The 14,250-nt window shown below is 68.8% G+C and carries 10 protein-coding genes; 6 read left to right on the plus strand and 4 right to left on the minus strand.

The window, feature by feature from the left end; genetic code table 11:
- Window positions 1–195 precede the first annotated feature (195 nt).
- A complete protein-coding gene (locus ACZ6DT_RS19440) occupies window positions 196–1,209 on the minus strand; it encodes a YdcF family protein (RefSeq protein ID WP_465596740.1) in 1,014 nt (337 codons plus the stop codon).
- A 102-nt stretch (window positions 1,210–1,311) separates the two neighbouring features.
- Window positions 1,312–2,931 carry an ABC-F family ATP-binding cassette domain-containing protein gene (locus ACZ6DT_RS19445; protein ID WP_465596743.1) on the minus strand — a complete coding sequence of 540 codons (1,620 nt, stop codon included), beginning with the start codon at window positions 2,929–2,931 and terminating at the stop codon, window positions 1,312–1,314.
- Between ACZ6DT_RS19445 and ACZ6DT_RS19450 the strand changes: the two genes are divergently transcribed.
- The 3 genes from ACZ6DT_RS19450 (at window position 2,908) to ACZ6DT_RS19460 (ending at window position 4,833) form a co-directional block, all read left to right on the plus strand.
- Entirely contained in the window at window positions 2,908–3,351 is a 444-nt protein-coding gene (locus ACZ6DT_RS19450) for a DUF6412 domain-containing protein (RefSeq protein WP_465596746.1), read from the plus strand. The two genes, ACZ6DT_RS19445 and ACZ6DT_RS19450, sit on opposite strands and share 24 nt — an antisense overlap.
- 69 nt (window positions 3,352–3,420) lie before the next feature.
- The gene (gene yidC / locus ACZ6DT_RS19455; RefSeq protein ID WP_465596749.1) at window positions 3,421–4,221 is read left to right on the plus strand and encodes a membrane protein insertase YidC; all 801 of its coding nucleotides are present in this window, start codon (window positions 3,421–3,423) and stop codon (window positions 4,219–4,221) included.
- A 42-nt stretch (window positions 4,222–4,263) separates the two neighbouring features.
- A complete protein-coding gene (locus ACZ6DT_RS19460; protein ID WP_465596752.1) occupies window positions 4,264–4,833 on the plus strand; it encodes a hypothetical protein in 570 nt (189 codons plus the stop codon).
- A gap of 63 nt (window positions 4,834–4,896) precedes the next feature.
- Here the strand turns inward: ACZ6DT_RS19460 and ACZ6DT_RS19465 are convergent, their stop codons facing one another.
- Window positions 4,897–7,245 (minus strand): excinuclease ABC subunit UvrA, encoded by a 2,349-nt coding sequence (locus ACZ6DT_RS19465; RefSeq protein WP_465596755.1) that lies wholly within the window; start codon window positions 7,243–7,245, stop codon window positions 4,897–4,899.
- Window positions 7,246–7,302: 57 nt separating this feature from the next.
- Between ACZ6DT_RS19465 and ACZ6DT_RS19470 the strand changes: the two genes are divergently transcribed.
- A complete protein-coding gene (locus tag ACZ6DT_RS19470) occupies window positions 7,303–8,286 on the plus strand; it encodes a helix-turn-helix transcriptional regulator (protein ID WP_465596758.1) in 984 nt (327 codons plus the stop codon).
- A 232-nt stretch (window positions 8,287–8,518) separates the two neighbouring features.
- Here the strand turns inward: ACZ6DT_RS19470 and ACZ6DT_RS19475 are convergent, their stop codons facing one another.
- Window positions 8,519–8,989 (minus strand): Lrp/AsnC family transcriptional regulator, encoded by a 471-nt coding sequence (locus ACZ6DT_RS19475; RefSeq protein WP_465596761.1) that lies wholly within the window; start codon window positions 8,987–8,989, stop codon window positions 8,519–8,521.
- A gap of 162 nt (window positions 8,990–9,151) precedes the next feature.
- Between ACZ6DT_RS19475 and ACZ6DT_RS19480 the strand changes: the two genes are divergently transcribed.
- Entirely contained in the window at window positions 9,152–12,601 is a 3,450-nt protein-coding gene (locus ACZ6DT_RS19480) for an indolepyruvate ferredoxin oxidoreductase family protein (RefSeq protein ID WP_465596764.1), read from the plus strand.
- A 405-nt stretch (window positions 12,602–13,006) separates the two neighbouring features.
- Window positions 13,007–13,900: an aminoglycoside phosphotransferase family protein gene (locus ACZ6DT_RS19485; protein WP_465597200.1), complete on the plus strand. Its 894-nt coding sequence runs from the start codon at window positions 13,007–13,009 to the stop codon at window positions 13,898–13,900.
- Window positions 13,901–14,250 lie beyond the last annotated feature (350 nt).

Consider the following 14,250-nt stretch of genomic DNA (forward strand, 5'->3'; position numbering starts at 1 on the left):
GGGGGGGAGAGGGGGGGCGGGCGTGGGAGAGGGCACCCGCGCAAAGGGTTTCCCCCCCCGACACCGTCACCCCCCCCGGCCGCGAGTAAAACCCCACGACCCGACACCTTTCCGTCCCGCCGCCAGAACCCGACTCGCCCGCCAACCAGCGGCTATGCGACTTCGCCGGGAACCCTGGGCTTCACGTGCTCAACCTCAGAAGAAGGCGCGCGACACCTGTGAAAGAACGATGATCCCGCAGACGACCAGGTTCTTGTACTTGTGATCGATCAGGATGGCCACGAATTCGCGGATCGTGGCGCTCGGCCAGAAGTACCACGCCGTCGGTGACCCGATGACCTGGCCGTTCACCTTCGCGCGGCGGGCGAAGAGGGCGGCGCGGAGCACGTGGAAGTTGTTCGTGACCACCGTGCACCGGTAGTCCGGCTTGTGCTGCTTCATGATCTCGGCGCTGAAGGCGAGGTTCTCGAAGGTCGTCCGCGACCGGTCCTCCAGGAGGATCCGGTCCCTCGCCAGCCCGTTCTCGACCAGATGGTCGGCCATGGCGTGAGACTCGGGCAGGTCCTCGTCAGGCCCTTGCCCGCCCGAGGTGACCACCATCGGCTGCCTGCCGCGGCGGGCTTCCGCGGCGACGACGCGTTTCGCCCGGTTCAGGCGGCCGGCCAGCAGCGGCGGCACCTGGCGGCCGCCCAGCAGTCCCGAGCCCAGCACCACGACGAAGTCCACCCCTTTTTCGGTGCGGATGCGGCCGTAGACGATCGAATACAGGAGAAAACAGACGAAGAGGAACGAAACGTAGATGACGATTCCGTTGAGGCAGCCGCGAAGAATGTCGAGGGGCTCCCAGGCCAGTTGCGTGACCGTCACGTTGAACACGATCAGCGCGCAGATGCCGACCCCGGTCAACAGCGACAGCACGTTGGCCAGCCTGCGTCCCTCGCGGCGGAGCATGGTGATCCCGTTGCAGATCAGGAAGACCGTGAGCGCGAGGACCGTCGGGATGATCAGCAGGATCGCGCCGACCGCGACGAAGCCCGCCGCCTCCGGCGACACCGAGGCGAGCAGCGCGATGAAGGTCACCCCGAAGAACAGAAGTGCGAAGAAGAGGTAGAAGCCGTTCCGCAGCCGTCGTCGGTCGCGAAGGAAGCTCACCAGGAAAGCCGCGCAGCACAAGGCCGCGATGGCGAAGGGAATTGCGGCGGCCCTCAAGAGATCTCCAGCCTTCGGACGATGCGGCGGCATTGAACCATACGACGGGGACACCTGTGGCGCCGTCGGTGGGTGTGTCGCCTTTCCTTGCCCGACAGGGTATTACCGTGCCCGCTGCACCGGCCGCTCATCCCACACCGGTTCCGGCGTTTCCCGCACCTGCCCGTCCGAGCCGAATACGAGGAACCGATCGAAGGAACGCGCGAACCACCGGTCGTGCGTCACCGCGACAGTGGTGCCATCGTAGGCTTCCAGCGCCTGTTGCAGTGCTTCCGCCGAGGCGAGGTCGAGGTTGTCGGTCGGCTCGTCCAGCAGCAGGATGGTGGCACCGCCGATCTCCAGCAGCAGGATCTGGAACCGCGCCTGCTGCCCGCCGGACAGCTTCTCGAACCGCTGGTCGCCCTGGCCGTCGAGTTCGTAGCGGCGCAGGATGTTCATCGCGGGTCCGCGGCTTCGCGCGTAGCCGGTCCAGAGGATGTCGACGAGCGTGTGCCCGAGCAGTTCGGGATGGGCGTGTGTCTGTGCGAAATGGCCGGGGACGACGCGGGCGCCGAGCTTCCACAGTCCGTCGTGCGCGACGTCCTCGCCCGCCAGCAGCCGCAGGAAATGCGATTTGCCGGAGCCGTTCGAGCCGAGCACCGCGACCCGTTCGCCGTAGAAGACCTCCAGGTCGAAGGGTTTCATCAGGCCGCGGAGTTCGAGCCCCTCGCAGGTGACGGCGCGGACACCGGTCCGGCCGCCGCGCAGGCGCATGGTGATCTTCTGTTCACGCGGGGGAGCGGCCGGCGCTCCGGCCTCCTCGAACTTGCGCAACCGTGTCTGTGCGGCCTGGTAGCGCGAAGCCATTTCGTCGCTGCGCGCGGCGTACTGGCGCATGTCGGCGACGAGTTTCTTGAGCTGGGCGTGCTTTTCGTCCCACCGGCGGCGGAGTTCCTCAAAGCGTTCGAAGCGTTCCGCGCGTGCCTGGTGGTAGGTGTCGAACCCGCCGCCGTGCACCCAGACGTCGCCGCCGGCGGGCCCGGGTTCGACGCTGATGATCTTCTTCGCCGCCCGCGCGAGGAGTTCCCGGTCGTGCGAAATGAACAGCACGGTCTTCTGGGTCTCACGCAGGCGCTCTTCCAGCCACTGTTTGCCGGGGACGTCGAGGTAGTTGTCGGGTTCGTCGAGCAGGAGAACTCCGGAACCGCCGAGCAGCAACGCCTCCAGCACCAGCTGCTTCTGTTCGCCGCCGGACAGGGTGCGCACCTCGCGCCAGCGTGCCTTCTCGTACGGCAGGTTGAGCGCCGCCGTCGTGCACTTGTCCCACACGACTTCGGCTTCGTAGCCGCGAGCGTCGCCCCAGTCGCCGAGCGCCTGGGCGTACGCCATCTGGTTCGCTTCGTCGTCGCGTTCCATCAAGGCGAGTTCTGTCTCATCGACGGCGCGGGCGGCGGCGCGAAGGGCTTCCGGCGACACGGACACGAGCAGGTCCCGTACGGTCCGTTCGTCGCGCACCGATCCGACGAACTGCGGCATCACGCCGAGCCCGCCGCTGATGGTCACCGAGCCGGCGTCGGGGGAGAGTTCGCCCGAGATCAACCGCAGCAAGGTCGTCTTGCCCGCGCCGTTGGCACCCACGAGGGCGCAGACACTGCCTTCCCCGACCCGGAACGAGACGTCGTCGAGAAGCAGCCGCCCGTCGGGTAAGTGGTACTCGACGTGCGCGACTTCGACGTGACCCATCGCGACAGACTGCCCGCGACCGCGGGAATCACGCAACGCAATATCTCCGGTAAGGTCGGTGACGTGGAGCGAAGCTACTTCGGCGTGCGGCTCAAGCTGATGCTTGCGCTGTTCATACCCGAGTTGTTCGTCATGCTCCCGGTCGTCGGCGGGGTCAACCCGCTGAGCCTGGCCACCGCGCTGACGGCGTCGGTGGCGCTCGCCAACCCGCTCGGGCTGGCCGCAGCCCTGACCGCGTCCCTCGCCGTCGTCCTGCTGGCGCTCGCCGCGCACTTCCGCCTGGAACCGGCGGCCGCCGCGATGAAGGTGCGCGCCATCAGCCTGCGCGAACGCGCGCAGCTGTACCTGAGCCTGCGCGATCCCGACGCGCCTGGCCGCGTCCGGCCCCGGGCTCCGTCACCGGGCATCGTGGCTGCCTGATCTCTCCTCGTTCGAAGGTGAGGCAGTCACTTCTGCCCACGCACCTTCAACCGACGGAGTGATCCGGTCATGTTCGATGTTTTTCTGTACCCCGTTTCCGCCATTCTCTGGTTCTGGCACAAGGTTTTCGGCGCCGTTTCGAGTCCGGACTCTGGCGTGGCCTGGGTGCTGTCCATCGTGTTCCTCGTCTTCACCCTGCGCCTCCTGCTGGTCAAACCCGCTCTCAGCGCGCTGCGGGCGGGCCGCCGCATGCAGGCGCTCGCTCCGCAGATGCGGCAGCTCAAGGAGAAATACGGCAAGGATCGCCAGCGGATGGCGAAGGAGATCCAGAAACTGCACGCCGAAAGCGGTGTGAGCCCACTGGGTGGCTGTCTCCCGGCACTGATCCAGCTGCCGGTGTTCCTGTCCCTGTACTGGGTCCTGCGCGATTTCACGCCGGGAGCCGCGTCGAACCACGTCTTCGACCGGGCCGGGGTGGCGTCGTTCTTGAACGCCGACCTGTTCGGCGCGAAGCTCGGCAACTGGCTTTCGCAACCGGCGGCGGAGCTGGCCGCGTTCGGCACGGACCACGCCCACATGATCGCGGTCGGGGTGCCGCTGATGCTGATCGCGAGCCTGGCCACGTTCTTCTCGCTGCGCTCGGGACTCACCCGGCAGACCGCGACCGCCCCGGAGGCGGTGGGGATCACCAAGCTGATGATGTACCTGGCGCCGGTCGGCATGCTGGTCTCGGGAGCGTTCTTCCCGGTGCCGATCGGCGTGCTGCTGTACTTCCTGGCCACCAACGTGTGGACGCTGGGGCAGCAGCATTTCCTCACCAAGGTCGTCGACAGGGAAGAGGAGACCGGACGGCGGGCCGCGATCGAGTAGCGGTGGGGACCGGTCCCGCGGGACCGGTTTACCCTCGGCCGGATGAAGCTCCAGACGGCGACGCCCGTTCGAGTGGCCGTGGCGCTCGCCGCCGGCTGCCTGCTCGCGGGGTGCGGTGCGAACCCGCCGGAACAGGCGCCCGCACCGTCGACGGCGGCACCGTCCCCGACCGGTCCGGATCCCGCGCTCGTCTCCTGGGCGGGAGGGTACTGCGGCGCGGTCAAGGACATGCGATTGATCGTCTACAGCCTGGCCAAAGGGTACGAAATCAAGACCCGGGCGGATCTGCCGAAGGCGGCGGCTTCGCTGACCAAGCTGGACACCACGCTGGCGGCGGCGATCGGCGGGCTGGAGAAGCTGCCACCGGCCGCCCCGCCGGCGCAGGAGGCCAACACGCTTTCCGCCGGAGAGCTGGCCTTCTACCGGAAGCTGCGGACACAGGTCACCGAGTCGCTGGCTCTGCTTCCGAAGGGCGACGTCGAGTACGCCCAAGCGTCCCTCCACGTGATCGGGATCGACTTGGTGTCGCACAGGTCCGTCGTCGAGACCGGTGCGATTCCCGGCCTCGACGCGGCGATGAAGGCCGACAAAGCGTGCGAGCTTGTCGGCTAGGTCACGAAGAATCGGGCGAAGAACTGTTCGGTACCGGCGTGTCGGGCAAAGCCGGATCGGGAATCATCGCGCTCGCCCGGGAACTGTTCCCGGGCGGGTGGGTGTTCCCGGCGCCGTCCGGCGCCGGGAACGCGTTCGCAGATGACGGCCGGTGAGCGACGTGGAGTCCTCGGCCAGAGCCGACGGCGTGCCCTCGAACACGACCGTCCCGCCGTCGGCGCCCGCGCCCGGCCCGATGTCGATGACGTGGTCGGCGTGCGCGATCACCCGTTGGTCGTGTTCGACCAGGACGAACGTCGCGCCGCCGTCGACGAGCTCGTCGCAGAGGGTCAGCAGCCGGTCGACGTCGCTGCCGTGCAGTCCGGCGGTGGGTTCGTCGAGGATCAGGCGCAGTTCGTCCGCGGCGCCCGCGTCGGCGAGGTGACGGGCGAGCAGCAGCCGCTGCCGTTCGCCGCCCGACAAGGTGTCGAGGCCCTGCCCGATCGTCAGGTAGCCGAGCCCGACCCGCTCCAGCCAGCGCGACCGTCGCGCGATGGGGGACTCCTCGCCGAACAGGGCGGCGGCGTCCGCGGGGGTCATCGCCAGGACGTCGGCGATGGTCCGGCCGTTCAGGCGCGCGTCGAGCGCGGCCGGGTTGAACCGGGTGCCGCCGCAGGCGTCGCAAGCGGTCTGAACGTCTTCGAGGAACGCCAGATCGGTGATGATGACGCCCTTCCCCTTGCAGACCGGACAGGCTCCCTTGCCGTTGGCGCTGAACCACGACGGATGTTTCCCCGTCGCCTTGCCGAAGGCTTCGCGGACGGGTTCTGCGACACCGAGCACCGTGGCGGGGGTGGAGCGGATGCCACCACGCAGCGGAGCCTGTTCGACGACGAGGAAATCGGGATGCCGCCGGGGAAGTTCACCCGTGATCAGGGTGCTCTTTCCGGAGCCGGCGACACCCGAGACGACGGTCAGGACGCCGAGCGGAATGTCGACGGTGACGTCACGCAGGTTGTGGCTGCGGGCGCCGGAGATCGTCACGGCCCCTCGGGCGGTGCGGGGCCAATCGCGGAAGTGCAGTGGGGCAGCGAGAATCCGCCCGGTTTCGGTGCCGGCCGAGCTGAGTTCGCGGGGGGTGCCTTCGAACTGGACGCGTCCGCCGCCGTCGCCGCCGGACGGTCCGAGGTCGATGACGTGGTCGGCCGCCGCGATGACCGCGGGATGGTGTTCGACCACGAGGATCGTGTTGTGCGCGTCGCGGAGTTTGGCCAGCAGTGCGAGCAGCCGGTGCACGTCGTGCGGATGCAGGCCGGTGCTGGGCTCGTCGAACACGTAGCAGACGTCGCTGAGCGCGCTGCCGAGGTGGCGGACGATCTTGACGCGCTGGGCTTCGCCGCCGGAAAGCGTCCTCGATTCCCTGGAGAGGCTGAGATAGCCGAGGCCGACGGAGTCCAGCGCGTCGAGGCGTTCCCGGATCGCCTGCACCAGCGGCGCCACCGACGGATCGCGCACCGCCGCGACGACCTCACGCAGATCGCCGACCGGCATCGCGGACCAGTCCGCGATGGACTGCTCGTCGATCAGGCTGCCGCGCGCGGCTTCGGAGAGGCGGGTTCCCTCGCAATCCGGGCAGACGCCGCGGGTGACGACCCCGGCGAGTCCCTCCTGTTCCTCGGCGGTGAGGCGTGACGGCGTCTTGCGCAGATACGAGTCCCGCAGCCGCGGGACGATGCCGTCGAAGACGCCGTGCTCGGGATAGCCGGGGCCGGGATCGTCGAGGCGCAGTCCTTCGGCGTGCAGCAGGGTTTCGACCTTCGCCGCCGGTAGCCGTCCCACCGGGACATCAGGGTCGACGAGTCCGGAGTGGACGAGACGTTTCCACCGGTAGGTCCCGGGAGCGAAGGTCGGGAAGCGCACGGCACCCTCGCGCAGGCTCAGCGAACGGTCGAGCAGCCGGTCGAGGTCGATGTCGTCGACCACGCCGAGCCCTTCACAGCGCGGGCACATCCCGGCGGGATCGTTGAACGAGTAGGCGGGCGAGAACCCGGCGCTAGGCTTGCCGAGCCGGGAGAACAGCAGGCGCAGCAGTGGAGCGATGTCGCTCGCCGTGCCCACCGTGGACCGCGCGTTCCCGGTGAACCGCCGTTGATCGACGATCGTGGTGAAGACCAGCCCGTCGATCCGGTCGACGTCGGCGGGCGGATGCTGAGGGAGCCGGTTTCGGACGAAGGCGGGGTAGGTTCCGGTGACCAGGCGCTCGGCCTCGGCCGCGATCGTGTCGAACGCCAGCGACGATTTCCCGGATCCCGACACGCCGGTGAACACCGTCAGCCGGTGTTTCGGCACCCGCACCGACACGTCGCGGAGGTTGTTCGTCCGGGCTCCTTCCACCGTGATCCACCGGCCACGCTCATCTTGAACTTTCGCCATGAACCGAGGCTACGATGAGATGTGGCCGGTTTACGGCCACAATTATCGGGAGGCGTGATGACGGCACCAAGGGAACGGATGTTGCGGCTGTTGTCGCTCCTGCAGTCCGGCCGCCAGTGGCCCGCCGCCGAGCTCGCGACGGCCATGGAAGTCCCGCCCCGCACGCTTCGCCGCGACATCGACCACCTCCGCGGGCTGGGCTATCCCGTGGAGAGCAGCCGCGGCCCCGGCGGCAACTACCGTCTCGTCGCGGGCACCGCGCTGCCGCCGCTCATGCTCGAACACGACGAGGCCATCGCCACCGTGCTCGGGCTGCGGCTCGCCGCGGCCGGCGGAACCGGCGTCGACCTGACCGCCGAATCGGCGGACCGCGCCGCCGCGAAACTCCGGCGTGTCCTGCCCGCGGCGCTGCGAAAACGGACCGACGAAATGCTTGCCGCGGTCGAGTTCGGGACCGGTGAACCACCGCGGGTCACTCCGGCCGTTCTGAACGTCCTCGCCGCGGCGATCGCGGCTCGCCGGTGCCTCGAGTTCGCGTACACGGCGAAGGATGGCCCGTCGTCACGGACGGTCGAACCGATGCGCCTCGTCCAGCTCGGCAGGCGGTGGTACCTCTACGCGTGGGACCTCGGCAGACGGGACTGGCGGAGCTTCCGCCTCGACCGGATCACCGCCCCGAAGACGACCGAGGTGGCTTTCGAGCCCCGTGCCCTGCCCGTCGACGACGTCGCGGCGCATCTTCAAGAACGCTTCCACAGCCCGAAATCGCTCCGGATCACGCTGACCCTGGACGTCGGCGCGGAGGAGGCCGCGGCCCGTCTCCACCGGATCGACGGGAGTTTCGAAGCCCTCGGCGACCACAGCTGCCGCTATGTCGCGTACGTCGATTCCTTCGAGTGGCTGGCCGTCGTCCTCACGCTCACCGACATCGAGTTCACGGTGGAGGAACCCGCTGAGTTCGGCGAGTACCTCGCGCGGACCGGGGAGCGGCTGTTTCGGGGGGCAAGAGACCGGACTCACGGGCCTGAGCGCACGGCGTGACTCGCGTGTCCAGACGACGATCAAGCGTGATTGAAGGCGGAACTCACGTGATTGAAGGCGGAACTCACGTGATTGGAGGGCGAACACGCCGGGCCGGGTCCGCACCGTGAGATCCGGCCTCAGGCACGTGAGATCCGGCTTCAGGCACGCGAGATCCGGTGCCAGGCACGTGAGATCCGGTGCCAGGCACGCGAGATCCGGCGGGGGACACGTCACGGCGGGGCAGCACGGCTCAGGTGTCGCCAGGGTGAGGCCACTGCTGCCCGCGTGCCCAGGAGTCCAGGACCATCAAGGTCTTCGTGCCCGTCACCTGGTGATGCCGCCGGATCTCGTCGATGGTGTGCTGCAGGTGGCCCATGTCCCGCACCCGCAGCCAGACGAGCGCGTCGGGGTCGCCCGCGATGGTGAACACCGCCTGGGCTTCCGGCATCCGGGTGGTGGTGCGGACGATCTCACCGACCTTGGTGGTCCCGGTGAAGCGCAGTTCGGTGAACGCCTCGATAGCCCAGCCGAGTTTGGCGTGGTCGATCTGGACGGTGTAGCCGACGATGACGCCGGCCTCCTGCATGCGGTCGATGCGGCGTTTGACCGCCGCGGTCGAGAGCGTGACGCGGGCGCCGATGTCGCCGAGGGTGCGCCGGGCGTCCTCCCGCAGCAGTTCGAGGATTTCGCGATCGGTCTCGTCGATGAGCTGGTCCGCCATGAGCCAGGATGGTACGCAGACGCAACGGATATCGGCCACCGGTGGAGATGGGCCGGATTTTTTGCGTGCTGGGGGTCAATAGACTGCCGCTTGTTGCGACGGTCCGCGCGGTCGGGTCTCCTGTCGTGACGTCGCACGGGGGTGCCGAAGGAGGCAGGTCTGGTGGAGCAGTTCACGTTGGAGGACCGGTATCTGCGGGAGGACGGCACCGTTTATCTCAGCGGGGTCCAGGCCCTGGTCCGGATGCTGTTCGACCGGGTGCGCCACGACCGCGCCGCCGGGGCGTCCCCCGCGGTGTTCGTCTCCGGCTACGAGGGTTCCCCGCTGGCCGGATACGACCTCGAGCTCGGCCGCCGTTCCGTTCTGCTCGAGAAGCACGACGTCGTGCATCGCCCCGGCCTGAACGAGGAACTCGCCGCGACGGCGGTGATGGGCAGCCAGCTCACCGCTTCGGTCGGCTCGTCGCGCGGCGGGGTCACCGGGTTCTGGTACGGCAAGGCGCCCGGCCTCGACCGGGCGACCGACGCCCTGCGGCACGCCAATCTCGCGGGAACCGATCCGGCGGGCGGCGCGGTGGCACTGGTCGGCGACGACCCGAACGCCAAGTCCTCTTCGGTGCCCTGCGCCTCGGAGCTCGCGCTCGCCGACCTGGCCATGCCGGTGTTCTTCCCCGCCGACTCGCAGGACGTACTGGACTTCGGCCTGCACGCCGTCGAGCTGTCCAGGGCGAGCGGGCTGTGGTCGTCGATGAAACTCGTGGCGAACGTGGCCGACGCCGCGAGCACCGCGCACGTCCGGCCGCGGTGGACGGTGCCGGAGCTGGCTCTGCCCGCGTATCGGCACAAGCCCAGCTCCCGGCTGCTCGGCACCACGTTGATGGCGCTCGAACGCAGCCTGTACACCGAACGCCTGCCGCTGGCCGTCGAGTACGTACGCGCGAGCGGGGTCAACCGGATCGTCCACGAAGGACCAGCGGACCGCGTCGGCATCGTCACCGCCGGAAAGTCCTATTTGGACCTGATGCAGGCATTGCGGTTGCTCGGCCTGGACGCCGACGCGTTGTCCCGGCACGGGATCCGGATCCTCAAACTCGGCGTCATCCACCCGCTCGAACCGTCGATCGTCCGCCGGTTCGCCGACGGCCTGAGCGAGATCGTCGTGGTGGAGGAGAAGCGTTCCTTCGTCGAGTCGGCGATCAAGGAGGTGCTGTACGGCACCGCCGGAGCGCCCGCCGTATACGGCAAGACCGGCCCGGACGGCCGCACCCTGTGCACCGAACTCGGCGAACTCGACCCGGACGCCATCGCCAGGGTGCTGGCCGCGCGGCTGAGCGAGCACCACGAGATCCCGTCGGTGAACGCGTGGCGGCAGCTACGACGCCGCGAGCGCATCTCGGTGCCGTTGCTGACCAGGACGCCGTACTTCTGTTCCGGCTGCCCGCACAACTCCTCGACCAAGGTGCCCGAGGGCACGGTGGTGGGTGGCGGCATCGGGTGTCACGCCATGGCGTTGTTCATGGAGCCGGAACAGGTCGGAGACGTGGTCGGCCTGACCCAGATGGGCGGCGAAGGCGCGCAGTGGCTCGGGATGGAGCCGTTCGTCGACGCCTCGCATTTCGTGCAGAACATCGGCGACGGCACGTTCACCCATTCCGGCAGCCTCGCGGTGCGGGCCGCGGTGGCCGCCGGGGTGAACATCACCTACAAGATCCTCTACAACGCGACCGTCGCGATGACCGGCGGACAGGACGCCGTCGGCGGGCTGCCGGTGGAACGGCTCGCGTCGCTGCTCCTGGTCGAAGGTGTCGCCAAGGTGGTCATCACCAGTGACGAGCCGAAGCGGTTCCGCGGCGTCCGGCTGCCCGACGGCGTCGAGGTCCGGCACCGCGACGAACTGCTGAGCACCCAGGAGGAACTGGCCCGTGTCCCCGGCGTGACCGTGCTCATCCACGACCAGGAATGCGCCGCGGAAAAGCGCCGCAAACGCCGTCGCGGCAAGCTGGAGACCCCGGCCGCCAAGGTCGTGATCAACGAGCGCGTGTGCGAGGGGTGCGGCGACTGCGGCGAGAAGTCGAACTGCCTTTCCGTGCAACCGGTCAGCACCGAGTTCGGCCGCAAGACCGCGATCCACCAATCTTCGTGCAATGTGGACTATTCGTGCCTGGCGGGGGACTGCCCGTCGTTCATGACGGTGCTGCCCACCGGGCGCAAACACCGGGCGCGGCTCGCGGAGATCACCGCGGCCGAACTGCCGGCGCCCGAGACCACCGGTACCGACTTCACCGTGCGGATCACCGGCGTCGGCGGGACCGGCGTGGTCACCGTCGCGCAGATCCTCGCCACGGCCGCCGTGATCGAGGGCAGGCAGGTCCGGACCCTGGACCAGACGGGGCTCGCGCAGAAGGGCGGCGCCGTCGTCTCGGATCTGAAGATCACCGCCGAGCCGACGCCGCAGGCCCCGAAACTCGCGGCCGGGGAATGCGATCTCTACCTGTCCTGTGACGTCCTCGTCGGCGCGGACCCCGCGAATCTGACGGTGGCGGACCCCGGCCGGACCACCGCCGTGGTCTCCACGACCGAGGTGCCGACCGGCCGGATGGTCGTCGACACCACCGTGTCCTTCCCCGACGCGGCGGCCGTACGGGGCGCGATCTCGGAAGGCGCGGCGCGCACGGTGGCGCTCGACGCGCGGGCGCTGGCGGAAACCCTCTTCGACGACGACCAGTTCGCCAACATCCTCCAGCTCGGCGCGGCGCACCAGACCGGTGCCATCCCGCTGGACGCGGCGAGCCTGGAACGCGCGATCGAACTCAACGGTGTCGCCGTCGCGGGCAACCTCCAGGCGTTCCGCCGCGGCAGGCAGCTCGTCGCCGATCCCGACGGACTGCACGCCGCTGTCGCCCCTCCCGCCGTCGCCGCGACCCCGGCCCCGTCGGCGGCCGCCCTGCGTGCCCGCGCGCTCGTGCACGCGGCGCCGGGTTCGGAACTGGCGCGCCTGCTGGACATCCGCGTGCCCGAACTCGTCCGGTACCAGGACGCTCGCTACGCGCGCGAGTACGCCGAGTTCGTCGAGCGCGTCCGGGTGCTGGAAGGGGACTCGACCGTCGTCACCGAAGCGGTGGCGCGCAACCTGCACAAACTGATGGCCTACAAGGACGAGTACGAGGTCGCGCGGCTCTCGCTCGATCCCGCCGTGCTCGCCGGGATCGAGGCGGAGTTCGGGGTGGGCAGCCGCTACGCCTACCGTCTGCATCCGCCCGTGCTCCGCGCGCTGGGGATGAAGCGAAAGATCGCGCTGGGCCCGAAGTTCCGCCCGGTGTTCGTCGCGCTGCGTGCCGCGCGGAAACTGCGCGGCACGCGCTGGGACCCGTTCGGCAAGGCACACGTCCGGAAGGTGGAGCGGGAGCTCGTCGCGCAGTACCGGGAAACGATCCTCGCCGCGTTCGGCACCGAGGACGCCGATCGCGGCGGGCTGCTGGCGCTGGCCGAGCTGCCCGATCTCGTCCGCGGTTACGAGGACGTCAAACTGGCGAACGTCGAGGCCTACCGCCGGGAACAGTCCGCGCTCCTCGCCGAACTCGCGCCGGGGGACCGGCTCGGCGTGAGCGGGTGACGATTCAGGGAGGGCGATGTCCGCGCGTTCGGAGTCTTTGAGGGCGTAACGCAAGGTGTCGGGTCGCGGGGTTTCGCTCCCGGTCGTGGGTTGACGGTGTCGCGAAAGCCATTTTCGGGACGTCAGGCGTCGCGAAAGTGGCTTTCGCGACGCATCTCGACCCTGGGTTCAGCGGGGGCTACGGCATCGGCGTAGCGGGGGCCCTCTCTTCGCTACCCTTCCCAACCTGCCACCTGTGCCTTACCCCTCACTATCTCAACCCGCCTCGCCGCCCGGCTGTGATCTGGGATCCCGTCGGCGAGGTCGCCGTCCTGGCCGACGTACACTCGACTAACGTCTCGGCGACCGGTCAGGATCTCGTCGAGCAAGGATGTCGTGGTGAGCACTACGCCGGATCTCGGCCCGATGCCGCAGCGAGTCGCCGTCGACGTGGCGCAGGTGCGCGGATTGATCGCCGAGCAGTTCCCGCGGTGGGCCGGGCTTCCGGTCCGGGCCGTGGCCGAATCCGGTTGGGACAACGTCACTTTCCGGCTCGGCGAAGAACTGGTGGCGCGTCTGCCGAGCGCGGCCGAGTACGCACTGGCGGTGGACAAGGAACAGCACTGGCTTCCGGCGCTCGCGCCCCGGCTGCCGTTGCCCGTCCCGGTGCCGCTGGCGAAGGGACGGCCCGGCGCGGGCTATCCCTTTCCGTGGTCGGTCTACCGGTGGCTCGACGGCGAACCCGCCAGCGCGGACCGTGTTTCCGACCCTAAGCGGTTCGCGCTCGACCTGGCCGGTTTCCTGGCGGCGTTGCGGAAGATCGATGTCGCGGACGGCCCTCGGCCGGGTAAGCACAACTGGTTCCGGGGCGCCACCCTGCGTACCTATGACGCGCTCACCGAGCGCTCTCTCGCCGCGCTGGACGGCGACATCGACGTCGGCTTGGCCCGCGAGATCTGGCAGGCGGCTCTGGACGCTCGGTGGGACGGAGTGGACTTCTGGTTCCACGGCGACATCGCACCGGGGAACCTTCTGCTCGACGGCGGGGAGCTGGCGGCCGTCATCGACTTCGGGACCTGCGGTGTCGGCGATCCGTCCTGCGATACGGCCATCGCCTGGACGTTGCTGACCGCCGACGGCAGGCAGTCGTTCCGCGACCGGCTCTCGGTCGACGACGCGACGTGGGCGCGAGGGCGGGGCTGGGCCCTGTGGAAGACGCTGGTCACTTGCGCGCGGACAAGGGGCCGCGCCGACGAGGAAGCCGCGAACGCGCGGCGCGCTCTGAGCGAGATCTTCTCGGAGTACTCGACCGGCCGTTGAGGGACCGGGTCACTTCAGAAAGTGTCCTTTGTGGACAAAGATCAGGGGTCCGGGCGTGAGGTTCGATGCTGGACTCGACGCGTCGGCACCCTTCGGCTAGATCGCACTCCTGTTGGTGAGTAACCACCTTCGGTGACGGGATGGCGGACGTTCTGGTGGTGCGGTTGACAGATTCGTGGAGGATGAATCGATCGCGTGTGACAAAGACGTCGAATGGTCTCACGGTCTCCGTGATTTTGCTTGCCTGGCGTACCCGACGGGTGTGTTAATTCCCTGTGGCATAACCGTAAACGTGCATACGCGCCGCTGAAGAAGAACCCGCGGAAGCGGGTGTCATTCGTTTTCGGTGT

It is taken from the genome of Amycolatopsis sp. NPDC041971 (assembly GCF_055588925.1).